The sequence below is a fragment of the Mesobacillus selenatarsenatis SF-1 genome, assembly GCF_000813125.1.
Classification (GTDB): Bacteria; Bacillota; Bacilli; order Bacillales; family Cytobacillaceae; genus Mesobacillus; species Mesobacillus selenatarsenatis.
The window spans coordinates 53,544-71,708 of the sequence record NZ_BASE01000072.1 but is presented as its reverse complement, the minus strand read 5'-3'; the positions used below and the strand labels follow the sequence as shown (position 1 = coordinate 71,708).

Sequence of the window (18,165 nt, the reverse complement as noted above, 5' to 3'; positions counted from 1 at the left end):
CGAAATGTGTAGCCGACTGCCCAGAAACGCAGAAACTGGAGACTCCGACAAAGAAGCGCTTTTTGCTTCTGCCGGCGGAGTTGAAGTTTCGGAGTTTCTAGGAGGCAAAACTAGACAAGCGTCTCGAGGGGCTAGGCGCTGGAGCTGGATTAAGAAAACTTTATATAAAATCATTTAATAATTCTGGACAGCAATTGAAAAAGAATCCGGCTGAAAAACCGGATTCCTTGATTTAGTCTTTATATACCTCACTGACGAGACTGGCATGAGGATATCCTTGTGAGTCATTGAACCTTGGACCATGGAGAAGGTATAGCGCTTTACGTTCGGTTTCTTTCATCCGCTGCATGAATTTCGTGCGCAGCAGGGATGTCCTTAGCAGCTGGTTTTCAAATGAATGATGGGATACTGGCAGAATCATGGATTTCTTATTCCTGAAGGTAACCTGTGTACTGTGGGCGTCCACCTTCTTATGGAATAATACATGCTCATGTGAAACCCATATGCAGTCCGGTTTTGTAGGCGAGCTTGTAGGCATGAAATATATGGAGCTTATAGGGTCGACAATGATGGGGGTTTTATGGGTAATCCCGGTAAGCTGTTTCGTTCCTTCTTTCCTGCCCTCGTAGCTGCTTCCAAAATACTTGCAGCTTTTCTTGATAATGTCTATTGGTCTGAATGGGGATAAATACTCCTCCTCCAGCTCGATCACCCTGGAGTAAACCCTGCTGCCGTATTCTTCAGGAATAATTATCATGGTAAAAGGATTTATTTCGTACTCTTCTACTAAGTTCCTTGTGTTTCCTGTCATTCCTTCACCTCCTAAAATACCTTATACCCTATTTTACCATAAGTGTTTAAATTTTCTTTACTTACAGAAAAAGTTCTATTTTTAGTCACAATTAGCGTCCAAATATAAATTTTCTAAAAATTATAAAAATTTAGTTGATTATCTTTTCGATAATCCATATAATATAAAAAAGGTCTAAGAGGTGAGGTCAGTGAAAGAAAAACCGTATTCTGAAATCATGAAGGCCAGTGTGATGAAACGCATTAAAGCCAAGGAATCTTTTGTTCTGGACCTGTATGTTGACATGCTTATTTCCGAAATTCAGCTGAATACTAAAAAAGAAAAACTGATGTCAAAAATTGATAAAGCAATCGATGACCGCGACAAAATTCTATTTTTAACATTGACGGAGGAACTGAAGGATCTCAACAAGCAATTCGGCACTTAGATGAGTGATATCCCCTATATAGGGGATATTTTATTATTTCGAAATAAAGACAGCCTTTGATTTTATGTTAAGTGTTTTTTACCAGAAGCCGAATTTGTTAGGAGCAAATGTTATTTCCTGCACTGTTTGCATTCAGTTGCTGGCTGGTCATTGGACTCGTTCCTGAGTTTAAAAAAGAAAGCCCTCATTGTCGAGGACTTTCTTGCTTAATATTCACCTTCCTGTGCATTTCTCTTTTCCACTTCATAATCCTCGAGTCTTGAAATCCTTTCAAGCATTGTCGGATGTCCATATCGGAAAACTTTCACCAGCCATGGAGGATTTACTTGGCTGAGTCCCGCCTTCGTCAATTCCTGGAAGGCAGATATCGCCGCATCGGTATTATCCGTCATTTCAATCGCATACCGGTCAGCCCTTGTTTCCTGGTAGCGGGACACAAGATTGGAAACCGGGCTTGCCGCAAACATAATCATCGAAAGGAATATCAGGAACAAAGGAAGCGATCTTAAGTCACCAGGGTGCTGCAGCTTGAATTCCTTGCCCCATCGCCTGATTGCCCAGTTCATCAGTCTTGAGACAAAGTAAAGACCAAACAAGGAAAGGAACAGATAGCCGGCAATCCCAATATATAAATGCTTCTCCACATAATGAGCCATCTCATGGGCCATGATGAACAGAATTTGGTCATCGTTCAACCTGTTCAGAGTCGTATCCCAGAGGACAATCCTCGAATTGGAGCCAATTCCCGTAACATAAGCATTAAGAGCGTTTGTCTTTTCAGCCATATCCACTTCAAATACATGCTCAGCTGGAATATTAGCCTGCCCCGCGATATCAAGGATCTTAGACTCCAGCTCTTTATTTTTCAACGGGGAAAAATCATTGTACAGCGGGTCGATCACGACAGGCTGCAGAAACATAATAAACAAAGTGAACGGTACAGATAGCATCCATGCAAAAAGCCACCAGAACCTTTTAAACTTGTTCATCAGCCAATAAAGGACAACGACAATGACGAACATCATTGCATAATTGATCCAAAAATCAATCAACTCATCCTTCATCCACGAGGCGAATGACTGTGTTGATATATTATAGGTCTTGGACAACGTATAACTGATGTAACTTAGAGGGAACGTCACGACGTAAGCAAAAAATGAAAGCCAGATTAAATAAATCGCTGTTTGGCCATACTTATTCTTCGCCGTATCTTCTCCCCATTTCTTAAAAGCTTTTGAAAGTCCCAGGAGTAAAATCAAAAAATAAAACAGCCATTCAAAAGGTGTTGACAGGAAAAACAATAAATTCCTAACTTTTGAGTATTCCTCGCTTAGCATTAATTCCCTTCCATTCAAAAACGTTGCCGGGTCCGCCCTCGAACCTTCGAACTCAAATGGAAGACTACTATCTGCAAAGTAAAATAAATACCAGTAAACCGCGAAACCATAGAGCACATAGGCGATCACACCATAAAAACCCATCTTTCTCGCCATAGCTTCTCCCCCTTTTACGTACAACCATGTCTATAACTATTTTAATCCTTTGTCCTAAAAATAGAACAAGTTATTGATGGCTGGGGAAAATGCTTAGCAACATTTTTTAAGTTCTTCGGCTCTTCCACCTTTCGGGTACATGTTCCTCCAACATGAAATTGTTTGCATAAGGGCACCTTTCGGCTTGAATGGTACCCTTATAGAGGAGGATTGGCTTGCATAAGGGTATCTTTAGACTCTATCGGCACCCTTATGCAAGAGGAATGGCTTGCATGTGGAGTAAGAAGAAAGCACCTTATTTAAGAAAAGTATAAAGGGGTGTTTGGTTAGCTATACGCTGAAAGAAACTCCACTTTTCTCCGTTTATTCATCAATTTGTTTTTAACACCAAAAAGAGTACCAGGAAAACTCCTGGTACTCTTTTTATTAGTTTAGAAAGCTATCGTCAATCAATGTTTTGAAATCCGGCTTATCCTTAAGGAACTTTAATGCGTAAGATGAATCTGAGAATTCCTGGATTGCCTGTGCATCGACTTCATGGGTAAAACCAATTCTTTCCCACGCTAGCTCGACTACATCCTTTTCAAGCTCCTGACCTGTTGTTTCTTTAATATCTTTGATTGTAATTTCCTGTGCTTCGGCTGGGTTTTCGTTGATGAATTTCACAGCATCTTTATGTGCATCAATGATTTTCTGAACTGTATCCGGGTTTTCCTCGATAATTTTTCCGGAAGTGACCATTACAGATGCCGGAAGAGTTTCTCCGAAGGATACTTCATCCCAGCCAATGACGACTTCTGCGCCAGTTTCTTTTTCAATGACAGCTGCCCATGGTTCTGGTGCAACGGCGATATCCACTTTTCCTGACTTCAGCATCGCCGCGTATTGAGCCGGCTGGCCAGTAAGATGTTTCATTGTTCCACCGATTCGTTGTGATGTGATTCCCTCTGCTTCAAGGTATGTTTCGTATTGTACATCATGTGTGCAGCCTACTCCTGGTGTAATGAATGTCTTGCCTGCGAAGTCTTCAACTGAGTTGATCTCGACTCCTTTTCTAGCCAATACCACTGTACCGCCAGTGGATGCACCCGCGATTATTTTCACATCAGCACCAGTTGAGAAATTATTCATCGCCGGTCCTGGTCCTACAAGGCCAGCATCGATTTCACCCGTTTTCAGTGCAGTCATGAAAGAACCGCCTTCTGCAAATGTCTTATACTCAATGGTGGTTCCATCCCCAAGCTGCTGCTCAAAGAAGCCCTTATCTTTTGCTACCATCGCTGGAACGTGGTTGATGTTCGGGAAGTACCCGATGACGATTTTTTCCTTGCCTGCTGAGGTGGTCGATGTACCGCTTGAACCGCACCCGGCGAGTACCATCGCAGCTGTAAACAACATTGTTAAAATTAAGATAGCTTTTTTCATTAATTTTTCCTCCTTATTTTTTTTTGAAGTTTGTGTTTACGTAAAAAATTGTTGTTAAAATCCTAAAGCCGATTTTAACGTGATAATAGCCATTTTGTATGTCGGTACCAAGTTTGCAAGCTCTTTTCTCATAATCGTTAATTTGTGAAGAAAATAAGGTAATTCAGTCTTATTGTGTGGTCAATATCAACAAAGTTTAAGAAAAGAGCGTTTATGAATCAAGTCCCCAGCGATTCAGCACCGATTTTTCGATACGCTGGAAGATAAGCTGATCTACGATTGTTCCAATGACACCAATAATGATCATGACGCCAATCACGAGCCCCATGTTACCAAAGTCTGATGCGTAGCGGAGCGTATATCCGAGTCCTGGTCCTGTGCTTAAAAGCTCCCCTGCCATCAGGGCCCTCCAGGCAAATGCCCATGCCAGTCTTGAGCCGGTTACCACATAAGGGATCGCTGCTGGAAAAATAACCCTTTTGTATAAGTTCCAGCCGGTCACTCCCATCGTTTTTGCCGCCTTTATGAATAGCGGTGAAACATTTTTAATGCCCACTCTGATATTAAGTGTCATCACAAATGTTCCTCCAAGGACAACCACGAAAATAACAGCTTTCTCATTCATACCGAACCACATGATTGCCAGTGGCAGCCAAACGATGCTCGGTACACTTTGAAACGCGAGGACGACAGTTCCAAGTGTTTCATCCGCCGTTTTTGACTTAGCGAGCAGGACTCCAAGTCCAGTTCCGATTACCAGGGAAAGTCCGAGACCAATGGCGAGCCGTTTGAAGCTGGCAATTAGGTCGTAAATCAGCGTTTTATCCTCAAAGCCTGTTATAAGTGCCTCCAGAACTTTTTCCGGGGACGGAAGGATGATTGGCATCCACCATTCCAGCTTGCTTCCGGTGTACCAGAATGCGATGATTGCTGCGAAAAATATGATTCTCTTAATGTGTGGATTCATCTGCAAGCTCCTCCCTGATGACTTTGTCGATCTCCTTCTTCAGATAACTCATAATATATTCTTCCAGTTCGACCATCTCTTTTTTATGCTCATGGCGCGGTCTAGGAATCTCTACCTTAATATCCTTAAGGATCACCCCTGGCTTCGTTCCCATCACAATGATCCGGTCTGATAGTTTAATGGATTCAGAGATGCTGTGAGTGACGAACAAGATCGTTTTCTGCGTTTCGGCCCAGATCGTCTCCAGCTGCTCATGAAGTCGTGACCGCGTTTGTTCGTCAAGGGCACCGAATGGTTCATCCATCAAAAGGATCTCCGGATTCATCGCAAGCGCCCTCGCAATCGCCACCCGCTGCTGCATTCCTCCTGATAGCTCGTGAGGATAGTGGGAAAGGTATTTGCTAAGCTGAACCTTTTGCAATTGTTTTTTCGCTTCCGCCTCAGCCTGTTTCTTCGGCATTTCCTGTTTAAGCGGAAACAGAACATTCTCAAGGACGTTCAGCCATGGAAACAGCGCTGCCTGCTGGAAGACCATGCCCCTGTCCTTTCCCGGTTTATCTATCTTTTTGCCCGAGACAATGATTTCACCGCTACTTGCTGGAGTCAATCCAGCCACTATTGAGAGAAGCGTCGATTTCCCACAGCCGGATGGCCCAAGAATCGATACAAATTCACCTTTATTCACTCCTAGATTAATATCCTTTAAAATATCAACCTGGTGATTATTTTTGTCTCCATATTGTTTGTGTACATTGCTGATTTCAATAAACAATCTAACCACCCTATTCTCATAAAACTTATTAGTTTAGTCGGAATTAATAAAGTTAATTATAATGTATTCCGTCATCTTGTCAACATTTCATTGTTTTATAAAATCTGGCAGCCCGTTTTCCTCAGCTGAATTTCCCGAAGTCTAATTTTCCGGCCCATCGACTCTTGCAAAAGAAAATAGACCCGCACGGACGCGGGTCTAGAAAAAATAGGAATATAAAGTCAATACAGAGATGGAGCCAACCACGACAACAATAACATTCGCCCCCATAAAAGCAACGATAAAAGCTGCGGCTGCACCTATGAGTCCATACCAGATATCTTCCTGGATAAACAGGATCGCCGGGAAAATCAGCGCGCCGAGAGTGGCATAAGGAACATTTTTCAGAACACCCTGCAGGAATGGCGGAAGTTCTTTTCCCCGGAACATTACAAAAGGAAGCATCCTCGGTATGTAGGTTACGATAGCCATCCCAATGATCATGATGACGATTTCTTTACTCATCTGTTTCTGTCCCCCTGCCCTTCTTGAATGTTTCCACTGCCTCTACAAGAATCGCCGATAGCAACGTTGCCAGCACGATTGCCCAGCCGGTGGACATGAGTTCAGCCATCGTGAAAATGGAATTGAACGCTGCCGCCAGTGCGGCAAGGAATACAACCTTTACATTGCTTTTCATCGACGGTACCAACAAGCCGACAAACATAGCATATAAAGCGACCGACATGCTTTCCTGGAGGGTCTGCGGCAATCCTGCCCCAATGAGGAAGCCTAATCCGGAAAAAACAACCCAGCTTGAGTAAGCAGTAAGGTTCAAGCCGAACATATACCGGGCATTGACAGTGCCCTCTCGTGTCGCTGCGACTGAAAATGTTTCATCCGTGATCCCGAATGAATACCCCATCCGCGCACCAACACTATCCTCTTCCGCTTTTTCGTTCAAAGACGCAGACATGAGGAAGTGGCGGATATTTACGATAAAGGTGGTGAGAATGACCTCAAAGATCCCGATTCCCTGGGCGAGGAGACTTAACGATATATATTGCGCGGCCCCCGCGAACACCAGCATGCTCATCATGACCGTTTCCCCAAGCGCAAGTCCCGTCGTCTTAGCGATCAAGCCAAAGGTAAGCGCAACCGGCATATAGCCTATCGCAATACTGATGCCCGATTGAATCCCTCTTTTAAAATCTGTTGCCTGCTTAACAACCAATGTGCTTTCCATTCGCTTCCCGCCTTTCTATCACTATGTAAAAATCAAATCCCTTTAATCAATTAAAATATATTATACATACTTCCAGCTCCTTGGAAAAGTATTTCTTTTATCGAAATAATTAGTTGCGTGAAAATCTTGACTGGCAGGATACTAATGAAGCGGTTGGGCGAAATATTCATAAATGTGGTCGAATTATTGATTAATCTGGTCGAATTATTAGGAAAAGTGGTTGAATTATTCCTAAATGTGGTCGAATTATTGGTAAAAGCGTGGATTCTAACGCAAAATTGATAGATAACATTAAGTATTTGCAACAGTTGCGATCCCTCTTACTACGAGCTTTGCGGCAAAAAGAATGAAATCACCAAAAAAACACGGCCTCGGCCGTGTTTTAATTAATTTCCTTTAAAAGTTGGCTTCCGTTTCTCACTGAAGGCTGCCAGCGCTTCGAGTCGGTCTTCTGTCGGAATGGTAACTTCATATGCTTTGCGCTCGATTTGCAATCCTGTCTGCAAGTCTGCGTTCATCCCCTGCTTGACGGCGTACTTTGCCTGCTGCAGGGCCACTGGACCGTTCGCCAGCATCATTTCAGCAAATTTCATACATTCATCAAGCAAGCTTTCTTTTTTAACGACAGCAGTGACGAGGCCATATTCAAGCGCTTCCTCAGCTTTCAGCCGGCGTGCGGTCAAAATCAGCTCAAGTGCTTTTGCTTGCCCGATCAATCTTGGCAGCCGCTGTGTGCCACCTGCTCCCGGGATAATCGCCAGGCTTGTTTCTGTCAATCCCATCTGTGTTCCTGCAGCGGCAACACGGAAATCGCAGGCAAGGGCCAGCTCCATTCCGCCACCGAAGGCAAATCCATTGATGGCGGCAATCGTCGGCTGAGGAAGCTGGTCAACCATCGTGAAGACCTCGCCGATTTTATAAATGTTCCGCTTTACGTCCTCATCAGACAAAGTACGGCGCTCCTTTAAATCAGCTCCAACACTGAATGCCTTTTCACCAGCTCCAGTAAAAATGACGACTCTGGCTTCACGGTTCGATCTGATTTTTTCAATAATTTGCTGTAATTCTCCGAGTGTTTCATAGTTAAAAGCGTTAAATGCATCCGGACGATTCAGCGTGACAATTGCCGTATGTCCCTCTAATTGAAAATCGATGTTTCCCAAACTGATCATCTCCTTCTCCAATTGACATTCTAGTTAAAAAGACGAAATTCCTTCTCAATTTGAAAAGCTTAAGCGCTAATAGAGCGAAAAAAGAGGCAGGCATGGGCGCCTGCCTCTCATCATTAGGATTATTGTCCTTGTAAAACCTGATTTTTCAGCGCTCTTCTTAAAATCTTTCCGGTTGTGTTTTTCGGAAGTTCTTCGAGGAACTCGATCGCGCTTGGCACCTTGTATTTCGCCAGGTGTTCGCGGCAATACTCGAGCAGCTGCTCTTCGGTCAGTTCAGGATTTTTGCTGACTACATAACATCTTACTGCTTCACCGAGATTTGGATCTGGAACCCCAAGAACTGCTACCTCGACAATATCAGAATGGTTATATAAAGCTTCCTCTACCTCACGAGGATATACATTATATCCTCCCACAATAATCATATCTTTCTTACGGTCAACAATGTAAAAATAGCCTTCTTCGTCCATGCGAGCGAGATCTCCTGTATACAACCAGCCATCCTTGATTGTGGCAGCTGTTTCTTCTGGCATCTTATAATAGCCTGCCATAACATTCGGACCGCGGACGATCAATTCGCCAACTTCTCCAGGAGCTACTTCATCTCCCAATTCATTGACAACCTTGTTCTCAACATTCACGATTGAAGGCCCAATTGAACCAGCCTTGCGTGGACGGTCAAGCGGATTGAAGCATGTGACTGGTGAAGCTTCCGACAAACCGTATCCTTCTGAAACCATTACATTGAATTTACGCTCGAAATTTTGAAGAAGCGCAACTGGAAGTGAAGCACCGCCAGAAATACAAAGTCGAAGTGATTTAAGGTCATCCGGATTTCCTTCTGGATACTGGAAAAGGAAATTATACATTGTTGGTACTCCAGCAAATACAGTAGCCTCGTATTCCCGTGCAATCCTGAACACTTCCGCCGGGCTGAATCTAGGAACAATCAACAGTGTTCCGCCATTCATCAATGGCGCATTAAGGGCAACTGTCAAACAGAAGACATGGAACATCGGCAAGGCAGTGATCACCTTATCATCTTCGTTCATCTTAAGGTAATCGCTTACATCTTTGGCGTTGCTATAAAGATTTTTGTGTGTAAGCATGGCCCCTTTAGGCTTGCCTGTTGTTCCAGACGTATAAAGAATGATCGCTACATCATCATCGTTCAGCTCAGGTCCCTTGAAATCAAGATCTCCGGAACCAACGACATGTGTAAACGGTTTCAATTTTGAGCCTAAAGAAAGCTTGGACATTTCCTCTTCAGTCATCTGGCTCTGGCCTGTCTCCGCGATAACGAAGTGTTCGACCTTTGGCAGATGCTTATGCATTTTTTCTGCGAGAGGCAGCATTAAATCCAGCCCGACGACAAGCTTTACATCGCCATTATTCAAGATATAGCCGATTTCATCTGCTGTGTAAATTGGATTGATGGGAATGACTGTTGCACCAAGTCTAAGCGCTCCGTACAAACCGATGACAAAATGTGGAGAGTTTCCTAGCAACAATGCGATATGATCGCCTTTTTTTACCCCTAGTTTCTCAAGTCCAGAAGCAAACTTCGTTACAGTAGCATCTAGCTCTGCATATGTACTTGCTTTGTCCATGAAAAAATATGCCGGCTTATCGCCCAGCATTGAGGCAGTGTGATGAAGCTGTGATGAAAGATTCATTAACTCCCTTCCCCCTTTGCGGTGACAAGAGTCACCAAACTTTGTAAAAAGTTTTCTAAATATATTATATTGAAAGAAAATTATGGATTCAAGGAAAATATGTCGAAATTCTAACAATTTTACTTTTAGTAAATTAAAAACGCGGTGTCATCAACACCGCGCTCCTCAGTTTAATATATTAAGTTAATGAAATCTTCTTTAGAAATATTTCCGAAATAATGTTTGATATCCACAGCTTCTAATGCACCGGCTATCTGAGACTTCTCATATTTGATGCCGGTCAGCTTGTCCTCTATTTCGGTGACATCGCCTACCCCAAAGAAATCTCCGTAAATTTTACAGTTTTCGATGATTCCCTTGTTGACTTCAAAACGGACATCGATTTGCCCCACCGGGAACCGATGCGAATGCTGCAGGTTGAACTTAGGCGACTTTCCATAGTTCCAATCCCAATTCTGGTACCTTTCCTTTGAAAGCTCGTGGATTTTTTCCCAGTCCTGCTCTGTTAAAACATACTCAGGAATATCATCCAGTCCCTCAAATATGTTTCTTAACAGAAGCGAACGGAATTGCTCAATTGTCACTTTTTCTGAGAGAAACTCGGAAATATTAGCAACCCGGCTGCGGATTGATTTAATTCCTTTAGATTCTATCTTGTCTTTTTTAACATTTAGCGCTGAAACCACACTTTCGATTTCAGAATCAAACAATAAGGTACCATGGCTGAACATCCGCCCTCTTGTGGAAAATTGAGCGTTTCCGGATATCTTTCTTCCTTCAGCCAGCAGGTCATTCCTTCCGCTCAATTCGGCATTGACTCCCAGTTTCCTTAAGGCATTCACCACTGGCTCGGTAAACTTCCGAAAATTGTGGAAGCTTTCTCCGTCGTCCTTTGTGATAAAGCTGAAATTCAAGTTGCCAAGGTCGTGGTATACTGCTCCGCCTCCTGATAATCGGCGAACGACATGGATGCCATTGCTTTCGACATATTCAGTATTGATTTCTTCAATTGTGTTCTGGTTTTTGCCAATAATGATGGATGGTTCGTTTATATAAAACAGTAAGTAGGTTTCATCGATATCGAGATTCTTCAAGGCATATTCTTCGATTGCCAGATTGATTCTTGGGTCTGTGATTCCTTTGTTGTCGATAAATAACATAAGTGATTCTCCTTTTATAAGGTGATTTCGAGCCCTTCCCTCGCAAGGGTAATTGGGCCACTGAATACGGTGGATGCCTCGGAAACAAGCTGGTCAATGTCACCATAATGAGGCAGATGGGTCAAGACTAGCTGTTTCACACCCGCGCCATCAGCCAGCTTTCCGTTATCGAAGCTATTCATATGCCCCGCCCCTTTGCCATCCTGGTTACCATAAAAGTTGCATTCTGAGAGCAACAAGTCAGCTCCGGATGCAAATGGGATGAACTCTTCCTTGAAGGAAGTATCAGCTGTATATACCATAGACTTTCCGCCTGCTTCGATCCTCATCGCATAGCAAGGAACTGGATGTACTGCAGAAATGAATGAGATCGTGAAAGGCCCTACGGTAAGCTTTTTTGCCGGATCATAAGCGATCCCTTTTGTTATGTTCTTATATGTAAGCTTCGCAAATTCCTGCTTGTCCTGTGCATGTCCGTAAATCGGGAGCTGAGGGGACTTCTTTCCCAGAAAGCCCTGGATAAGCCTGGCATGCTGCAATACACCAATATCCGCGACATGGTCAGGATGGTAATGTGACAGCACCATAGCATCCAGCTCTTCTGGCTGCACGAAATTTTGGATTTTCGCCAGTACGCCGCTGCCAAAATCTATCATTAACTTAAACCCTTCATGTTCAAGCAAATATCCAGTGCTGGCCTCATTCACCTTTGGGTAGCCGCCCCAGAATCCTATTATTGTCAGCTTCAATGATTGCCCTCCTAAAATCACACGTTTTTCTTTCACTATACTTCATTTTGCCCATTTTTTCACTTTAACGGCTTTTTCAGAAAATTATGATTGACGTCGGTCATTCTGTTATAATACAATAAAATAAATAATAAAACTGTATCAAAACACAAACTCAATTGGAGGGAACAGCATGATTGAAAATGTCGTAGAATTCTTTCGCAATTTACCAGCAAAGCAATGCTCAGAGTGTGGAGAGACAATTAATGAACAACATGAGTGCTATGGAAATAAGTGCGATGGATGCATGGACCCTGGCAAACTATAAAAACTGAATCGTTTTCCTTCCCCGGTAATCCGGGTGTAATACAATCCCTTTCCCGCAGTTCCAAACTGCACAAAGAAAAACGTAAGCGCCTTGGTCAGCCCCGACAAGCGCTGGAGGGCCGACCGATGGAGTCGTTCTTTGACTTCACTGGGCGGACCGAAACCGAAAAGTATAGCCGACTGACCAGAAACGCAGAAACTGGAGACTCTGACAAAGAAGCGCTTTTTGCTTCTGCCGGCAGAGTTGAAGTTTCGGAGTTTCTAGGAGGCGACACTAGACAAGCGACTCGAGGGGCTAGGCGCTGGAGTTGGACATTTCTCGAAGTGAAAAATTTATACTTTCTGATACTAATGAAAAGCCAGCTCGTTCATTGAACGGCTGGCTCTTTTTTTCATTATTCCTGCACTAAAACAGCAAATCTTCTCTTAAACACCCAATGGAAATAAACTGCGGTTCCAATTGAAAGCAAACCAATATATGCAGCTAATATTCCTGTGTTTTGCCACATGAAGTCAAAATCACCGCTGGAAATAACGGCCTTGAATCCATGTACTGAATACGTCATTGGCAAATACAAATTGAATTTCTGCAAGAAACCTGGAATTAATTCTAACGGAAATGTCCCTGCGCTTGTCGTAAGTTGCAATATCAAGATGATGATGGCAACAAATCGTCCAGGGTCTCCTAACAGTGTTACAAGAAACTGAATCAAAGCAATAAAAGTTAGACTTGTAACAATGGAAAAAATCATGAACAGCGGAATGCTTTCTACATGCAAACCTAATCCACCGAGCACAATCGCATCAGCAACGAGTGCTTGTATTATTCCAATTCCCGCTAAAATACCAAATTTGCTAAGGAACCAGTTAAGACCGTTTCTCGGTACCGCTGCCGGTTCCCTTAAAGGAAATACGATGGACAGCAGCAATGCCCCTACGAACAATCCTAATGATAAGAAATAAGGCGCAAAACCTGTTCCATAGTTTGGAACCTTATTTATTTTTTCATTCTCCAGTTTTACTGGTGCTGCAAACATCTTATAGGTCTGGTCGTCAGGATTTACCTGAGCTTCTTTCGCACCGCCTTTTAACTTTTCAGCAAGTTCAGATGTTCCGTCTGCGACCTTTTTATTTCCTTCTGATAACTTTTCAGCACCTGAGGCTAGTTGATCCGTTCCATCAGACATAGCTGATGATCCAGATGCAAGTTGGTCCATTCCTCCAACAAGCTTGGAACTTCCTTTGGACAGCTCAACTGAACCAGCTTTCGCATCTCCTAATTTGGTTCCGAAAAGTGCCATACTTGAGTTGAATTGTTCCTGTCCAGCTGATAACTTGCCAGCCCCAGATTCAAGTTGAGCGCTTCCTGCAGCAAGCTCCGCGATTCCTTGCTGCAATTGGCTCTGTCCTGCGTTCAATTCGCCCAGTTTGCCAGTTAATGTCTTTGCCCCACCGGCTAAAGCACCTGCCGATTCTGAAAGAGCCACTGTTCCCTGTTCAAGTGTAGCACTGCCTGCTTCTAGCTCCTCAAGGGCATGGGCGAGTTCTTGCTGTTTATCAGGATATGCAGCCAATAGCGGAGCCATTGCTTCCATTTGCTTTTGAAGCTCCCGAATCCCAGCATGAAGTTTAGTTGCTCCACCAGCAGTTTGATCCGCACCAGTTTTCCAGTTTGATAGATTCTGGGCGAGCTGTTCAGATCCCTGTTCAATTTTTGTAGTTCCCTGTACGATTGCAGGAATTTTGCTGTTTGCTTCTTCTAAGCCTGCTTTCACTTTTGAAGCTCCAGCCAACAAGTCCTTCTGGCCAACAAGGAGGTCACCTGAAGCAGCCTCTAGCTTGGTATGTCCATCATCCAACTGCCCAAGCCCGCTGGCAAGAGTATTTGCACCATTTGCCAACTCTTTCACTCCGGAATTTGCCGAATTCATCCCTTGATTGAACTCGATTGACTTGCCCGCCAACACGGATAAATTTTTATAAAGCTCCTGGCTTCCATCTTTTAGCTTACCCGCACCATTGTTAAGTTCAGCGGCTCCCTCACTTGCTTTACCAAGACCACCGGCAAGGTCGCCGATTTTATTAAACATAGTCTCAGCATAAGTTTCAGAGAGTTTCTCGGACACTGATGCCTTAATTCTCTCAGCAGCCGTTTCACCGATTTGAGCGGACAAAAAGTTAAAGCTCTCATTTGGCATATACACAAGCTCAAGCTTCTCGGGATGTTCCTCTAGTAAGGTTGTAGCATTTTCAGAGAAATCTTCCGGAATTTTAATCATCATATAATACTCTTGCTGCTCCAGACCTTTTTTCCCTTCATTTTCAGATACAAATTGAAAATCGAAGTCTTTACTTTTTTTTAATTTTTCAACTAGATCATCGCCTAATTGCAACTTTTCACCATCCACCGTTGTTCCTGAGTCTTCATTTGCAACAGCAACGGGAAGGTCGGAAAGATGTTCATATGGATCCCAGAATGCCCATAAGAACATGCCGCTGTATAAAACCGGGATGAACAGAACTGCAATTATCGGAATCAACAGCTTCTTATTACGGAAAACAGCAAGCAATTCTTGAATAAATAGTTTGTTTTTCATTGTTGTCCTCCTCGTTAGAACGAATGACCATTTTATCCGATTGGTCATTTGATTGATGAAATTAAGGATTATCTTAAGTAGACAATCCTCTAAAAAGATAGAACTCAAATAGTTCTGAGATTTCAGCCTTATTAAGCGGCTCATTCTTCTTTTCCCAGTCAAATATCAGTGCGATATAAAGCTTCATCATGATGAAGGATGTAATTTCGGGGTCACAATCCTTTATTTCGCCCTTTTGAATAGCAAGAATGACCTTATCTTTTATGAAGTTTAAAATCGCCAGCTCCAGTTTTTCCATAACCTCTAGAACAGCGGGTGTTCCAATATCCCTGGCTTCCTGGGAAAGCTTAATTGTGAGCTGATGCTTTTTACGAAATTCCAGCAATTTATACAATGCCCGGTGGACATTTTCATAAAAAGAATCGGAAGGATTTACAGCGTCATTGGCAACCTCTTTCATTTCTTTTATTAGGTCATTAATAATCTCGTCAAAGAGTTCTTCTTTATTCTTAAAAAAAGTATAGATAGTACCTTTACCTACATTAGCAAGCTTTGCTACTTGATCAATTGTAGTTGCCTTATAGCCGAATAGAGAAAATGAGTTTGTTGCCGCATCAATGATCTGCTGCCTTCGGTCAACTGCCATGCTATCACCTCTTATTATTTGACCAAATGGGAAAAGTGGTCATTCAGTCGAAATTTAATTTATCACACCTTTAACAATATGGCAAGCTTGAAAACATTGGGATAAAATAAAAAACCCTTTAAAGGGTTTTTTATTGATTACTGATCAAAGTTTAGAAAGGCGAGGATTTTCTTCACAGCGGCTTCTCCCTGATCGATGCAGTCTGGCAGGCCGACCCCTTCATAGGAACTGCCGCCTACAAATACGCCCGGAAGCTCATTTGCGAGATTGTTCTTCAGGTTCGCTACCCTTTCCTTGTGCCCCACTGTATACTGCGGCATTGCCTCTTTCCAGCGGGAAACTACTGCAAATTCAGGCTGCGCCTGGATATCCATCGTTTTATTCAAATCTTCAAGAGCAATCTTGATGATTTCATCGTCCGAAAGCTCAACAATTGCTTCATCACCTGGCCTGCCAACATAAAGACGGAGCAATACTTTTCCCTCTGGGGTAGTATGTGGCCATTTTTTATGTGTCCAGGTGCAGGCAGTGATTGTATAATCACTATTCCGTGATACAACAAATCCAGTACCGTCAATATCTTCTTTTATGACACTTTCCGGAAATGCCATCGCAACTGTCGCCACAGATGTAGAAGGCATATTCCGAAATGGATCAAAAATATGTTCATGCTCTGAAAACATATGGAGAGCAGCTTCATGTGGAGCAGAAACAAGAATACTATCTGCATCCAGTGTTTCCCCGCTGCTCAGTCTCATCCGGTAGCCATTTTCCTGCTTGCTTACTTTATCGACTCGGATTCCTTTTATCACAGAACCTGGTTCAAGTTTCGACTCAATTGCATCTACAAAAGATTGCAAACCTGAAGTTACCGTCAGGAACATTCCCTTTTTCTTAGCATGCCCGGTTTCAGCAGGCTTCTTTTTCGCCGAGGGAGTCGTTTTCTTTGTACCAAGAATCAGGCTCCCGTATTTCTGCTCCACCTGATAGAATTGCGGAAAGGTTGATAATAGACTCATGTTATCAATATCCCCGGCATAGATTCCGGAGAGCAGAGGCTCAATCAGATTTTCAACGACTTCATCGCCAAGCCTGCGGCGGAAAAATTCACCTAGTGACTGATCACCTTTCACCTTGGAAGGCGGCATAAAGAAGTCTCCTGCAGCCCGGAACTTGCCTGGCCAAGAAAACAGGCCAGTTGTAACAAAAGGGGCGATTTGTGTAGGAATCCCCATCACTGATCCGCCAGGCATAGGGTGGAGCTTGTCTTTCACTAACACATACGATTTCCCCGTACTGTTATTGACTAATTTATCTCCCAAGCCTACTTCCCTGGCGAGTCGTCCTGCACTTTCTTTCCTCTCCAGGAAAGAATCCGGTCCTCTTTCAATGACAAAACCATCTTTAACATAAGTTTGCATCTTCCCGCCAACACGATGAGAGGCTTCGACCAATTTCACATCAAGCAGAAGCTGGCTCTCCCTGGCATGCTTTTGCAAATAGTATGCAGCCGCCAAACCAGTTATGCCTCCCCCTACGATTACAACTTTCTTCTTTTCTGTCACGGTAAATCGCCTTCTTTAAATAGTTTTAGCGAGGCTCTTTTCGTAAACTTTTTGCTGTCTCAGCCTGTATGAATGCTATCTTAATTTTGAAGTCTCCTCGAAAATAGCAATGATACCATTCTTGATGCGGTATACAGAACATGTACGAAAAGCCGCAATTATTGCGAAAACAGCCTAATTTGAAATTGACAGCTTCTTTAAAATCACATCTGCCAATGCATCAATAAATTCAGGCTCTGTATTTGGCATTGCCGGCCTGTAATAGCTGGCCCCGATCTCATCCGTTACGATCTTGCATTCATAATCATTGTCATATAGTACTTCCAGGTGGTCGGAAACAAATCCAGCCGGCACATAAACAAAGGCTTTATATCCATTTGCCTCGAACAGGTCTCTCGTCAAGTCCTGGACATCTGGCCCTAGCCATGGCTCAGGTGTGTTTCCTGCACTTTGCCAGCCAACCTCGTAATTTTTCACATTTGCCTGGTTTGCGATCATATCAGCTGTTTCTTTTAATTGTTCAGGATACGGATCCCCCATTTGGAGAATCTTCTCCGGAAGGCTGTGGGCCGAAACGATCAATACTGCGTTCTCGCGCTCATCAGCAGGCATTTCAGCAAATGTTTTACTTACTCTGTCTGACCAGTACTTAATAAATTTCGGCTCATCATACCACTGTTCTACCGATACAATTTCTGGTCCGCCCAATTTTGCCGCTTCTTCCTTGGCGCGTCCATTATAGGATTTCACACTGAAGGTCGAGAAGTGCGGTGCGAGCACGATGCTGACCGCTTCTTCAATGCCATCATCATGCATTTGCTTGACTGCATCCTCGATGAACGGCTCGATATGCTTAAGACCGAGATACATCTTGAATTCGATGTCATCCTGGATGCTGTTCAAATACTGTTCAAGCTTCTCACCTTGCAGAGCGGTGATTTTCGCAAGTGGAGAAATACCGCCAATTGCTTCGTAACGCTGTTTTAAGTCCTCAAGCATTTCCGGTGACGGCGTGCGTCCGCGGCGAATATGTGTATAATATCGTTCAATATCTTCTTCTTTGTAGGGTGTGCCATATGCCATTACAAGCAAACCCATCTTTTTCTTCGTCATGATTGCACCTCTTTTTCGTGTCTCTAAGCTTCTATTCTGCCAAAAACCAGACCATTTTACC

General features: G+C 43.3%; 18 protein-coding genes. 3 read left to right on the top strand and 15 right to left on the bottom strand.

All coding sequences use genetic code 11. The annotated features are described in order from the left end of the window. Positions 1 to 232: 232 nt before the first annotated feature. Positions 233 to 811 (bottom strand): competence protein ComK, encoded by a 579-nt coding sequence (locus TY49_RS15220; RefSeq protein WP_041966758.1) that lies wholly within the window; start codon positions 809 to 811, stop codon positions 233 to 235. A 190-nt stretch (positions 812 to 1,001) separates the two neighbouring features. Between TY49_RS15220 and TY49_RS15215 the strand changes: the two genes are divergently transcribed. Further along, positions 1,002 to 1,238, top strand: coding sequence for an IDEAL domain-containing protein (locus TY49_RS15215; RefSeq protein ID WP_041966757.1), 237 nt, complete (start codon positions 1,002 to 1,004; stop codon positions 1,236 to 1,238). A gap of 206 nt (positions 1,239 to 1,444) precedes the next feature. Here the strand turns inward: TY49_RS15215 and TY49_RS15210 are convergent, their stop codons facing one another. The 10 genes from TY49_RS15210 to TY49_RS15165 all read right to left on the bottom strand — a co-directional run bounded on the left by TY49_RS15210 (position 1,445) and on the right by TY49_RS15165 (position 11,877). Next, entirely contained in the window at positions 1,445 to 2,731 is a 1,287-nt protein-coding gene (locus tag TY49_RS15210; RefSeq protein ID WP_041966756.1) for a M48 family metallopeptidase, read from the bottom strand. A gap of 426 nt (positions 2,732 to 3,157) precedes the next feature. Next, positions 3,158 to 4,156 (bottom strand): aliphatic sulfonate ABC transporter substrate-binding protein, encoded by a 999-nt coding sequence (locus TY49_RS15205; protein WP_041966755.1) that lies wholly within the window; start codon positions 4,154 to 4,156, stop codon positions 3,158 to 3,160. Between the two features lie 211 nt (positions 4,157 to 4,367). After that, positions 4,368 to 5,123: an ABC transporter permease gene (locus TY49_RS15200; RefSeq protein ID WP_041966754.1), complete on the bottom strand. Its 756-nt coding sequence runs from the start codon at positions 5,121 to 5,123 to the stop codon at positions 4,368 to 4,370. Beyond that, positions 5,107 to 5,895, bottom strand: a complete 789-nt coding sequence (locus TY49_RS15195; protein ID WP_041966753.1) for an ABC transporter ATP-binding protein — start codon at positions 5,893 to 5,895, stop codon at positions 5,107 to 5,109. The genes TY49_RS15200 and TY49_RS15195 overlap by 17 nt, the downstream gene beginning before the upstream one ends. Before the next feature lie 198 nt (positions 5,896 to 6,093). Then, complete coding sequence (locus TY49_RS15190; protein WP_041966752.1) at positions 6,094 to 6,399, bottom strand: AzlD domain-containing protein; 306 nt, start codon at positions 6,397 to 6,399, stop codon at positions 6,094 to 6,096. After that, entirely contained in the window at positions 6,392 to 7,120 is a 729-nt protein-coding gene (locus TY49_RS15185) for an AzlC family ABC transporter permease (RefSeq protein ID WP_041966751.1), read from the bottom strand. Before TY49_RS15185 ends, TY49_RS15190 begins: the two co-directional genes overlap by 8 nt. 386 nt (positions 7,121 to 7,506) lie before the next feature. Beyond that, complete coding sequence (locus tag TY49_RS15180) at positions 7,507 to 8,292, bottom strand: enoyl-CoA hydratase-related protein (protein ID WP_041966750.1); 786 nt, start codon at positions 8,290 to 8,292, stop codon at positions 7,507 to 7,509. Between the two features lie 119 nt (positions 8,293 to 8,411). Further along, positions 8,412 to 9,968, bottom strand: a complete 1,557-nt coding sequence (locus TY49_RS15175) for a fatty acid--CoA ligase family protein (RefSeq protein WP_041966749.1) — start codon at positions 9,966 to 9,968, stop codon at positions 8,412 to 8,414. A gap of 170 nt (positions 9,969 to 10,138) precedes the next feature. Beyond that, positions 10,139 to 11,128, bottom strand: coding sequence for a lipoate--protein ligase (lplA, locus tag TY49_RS15170; protein WP_041966748.1), 990 nt, complete (start codon positions 11,126 to 11,128; stop codon positions 10,139 to 10,141). Between the two features lie 14 nt (positions 11,129 to 11,142). After that, on the bottom strand, positions 11,143 to 11,877 hold the full coding sequence (locus TY49_RS15165; RefSeq protein WP_041966747.1) for an MBL fold metallo-hydrolase: 735 nt from the start codon (positions 11,875 to 11,877) through the stop codon (positions 11,143 to 11,145). A 172-nt stretch (positions 11,878 to 12,049) separates the two neighbouring features. Here TY49_RS15165 and yhfH point away from each other — a divergent pair, with 172 nt between their 5' ends. Beyond that, the gene (yhfH, locus tag TY49_RS24315; protein WP_084135502.1) at positions 12,050 to 12,184 is read left to right on the top strand and encodes a protein YhfH; all 135 of its coding nucleotides are present in this window, start codon (positions 12,050 to 12,052) and stop codon (positions 12,182 to 12,184) included. Positions 12,185 to 12,309: 125 nt separating this feature from the next. Further along, the gene (locus TY49_RS15160) at positions 12,310 to 12,558 is read left to right on the top strand and encodes a hypothetical protein (RefSeq protein WP_041966746.1); all 249 of its coding nucleotides are present in this window, start codon (positions 12,310 to 12,312) and stop codon (positions 12,556 to 12,558) included. A 20-nt stretch (positions 12,559 to 12,578) separates the two neighbouring features. Here TY49_RS15160 and TY49_RS15155 read toward each other — a convergent pair whose 3' ends face one another. The 4 genes from TY49_RS15155 to hemH all read right to left on the bottom strand — a co-directional run bounded on the left by TY49_RS15155 (position 12,579) and on the right by hemH (position 18,104). After that, on the bottom strand, positions 12,579 to 14,780 hold the full coding sequence (locus tag TY49_RS15155; protein ID WP_041966745.1) for a YhgE/Pip domain-containing protein: 2,202 nt from the start codon (positions 14,778 to 14,780) through the stop codon (positions 12,579 to 12,581). A gap of 73 nt (positions 14,781 to 14,853) precedes the next feature. After that, on the bottom strand, positions 14,854 to 15,426 hold the full coding sequence (locus tag TY49_RS15150) for a TetR/AcrR family transcriptional regulator (RefSeq protein WP_041966744.1): 573 nt from the start codon (positions 15,424 to 15,426) through the stop codon (positions 14,854 to 14,856). A 137-nt stretch (positions 15,427 to 15,563) separates the two neighbouring features. Then, complete coding sequence (hemY, locus tag TY49_RS15145; RefSeq protein WP_041966743.1) at positions 15,564 to 16,991, bottom strand: protoporphyrinogen oxidase; 1,428 nt, start codon at positions 16,989 to 16,991, stop codon at positions 15,564 to 15,566. Between the two features lie 174 nt (positions 16,992 to 17,165). After that, the gene (hemH, locus tag TY49_RS15140; protein WP_041966742.1) at positions 17,166 to 18,104 is read right to left on the bottom strand and encodes a ferrochelatase; all 939 of its coding nucleotides are present in this window, start codon (positions 18,102 to 18,104) and stop codon (positions 17,166 to 17,168) included. Positions 18,105 to 18,165 lie beyond the last annotated feature (61 nt).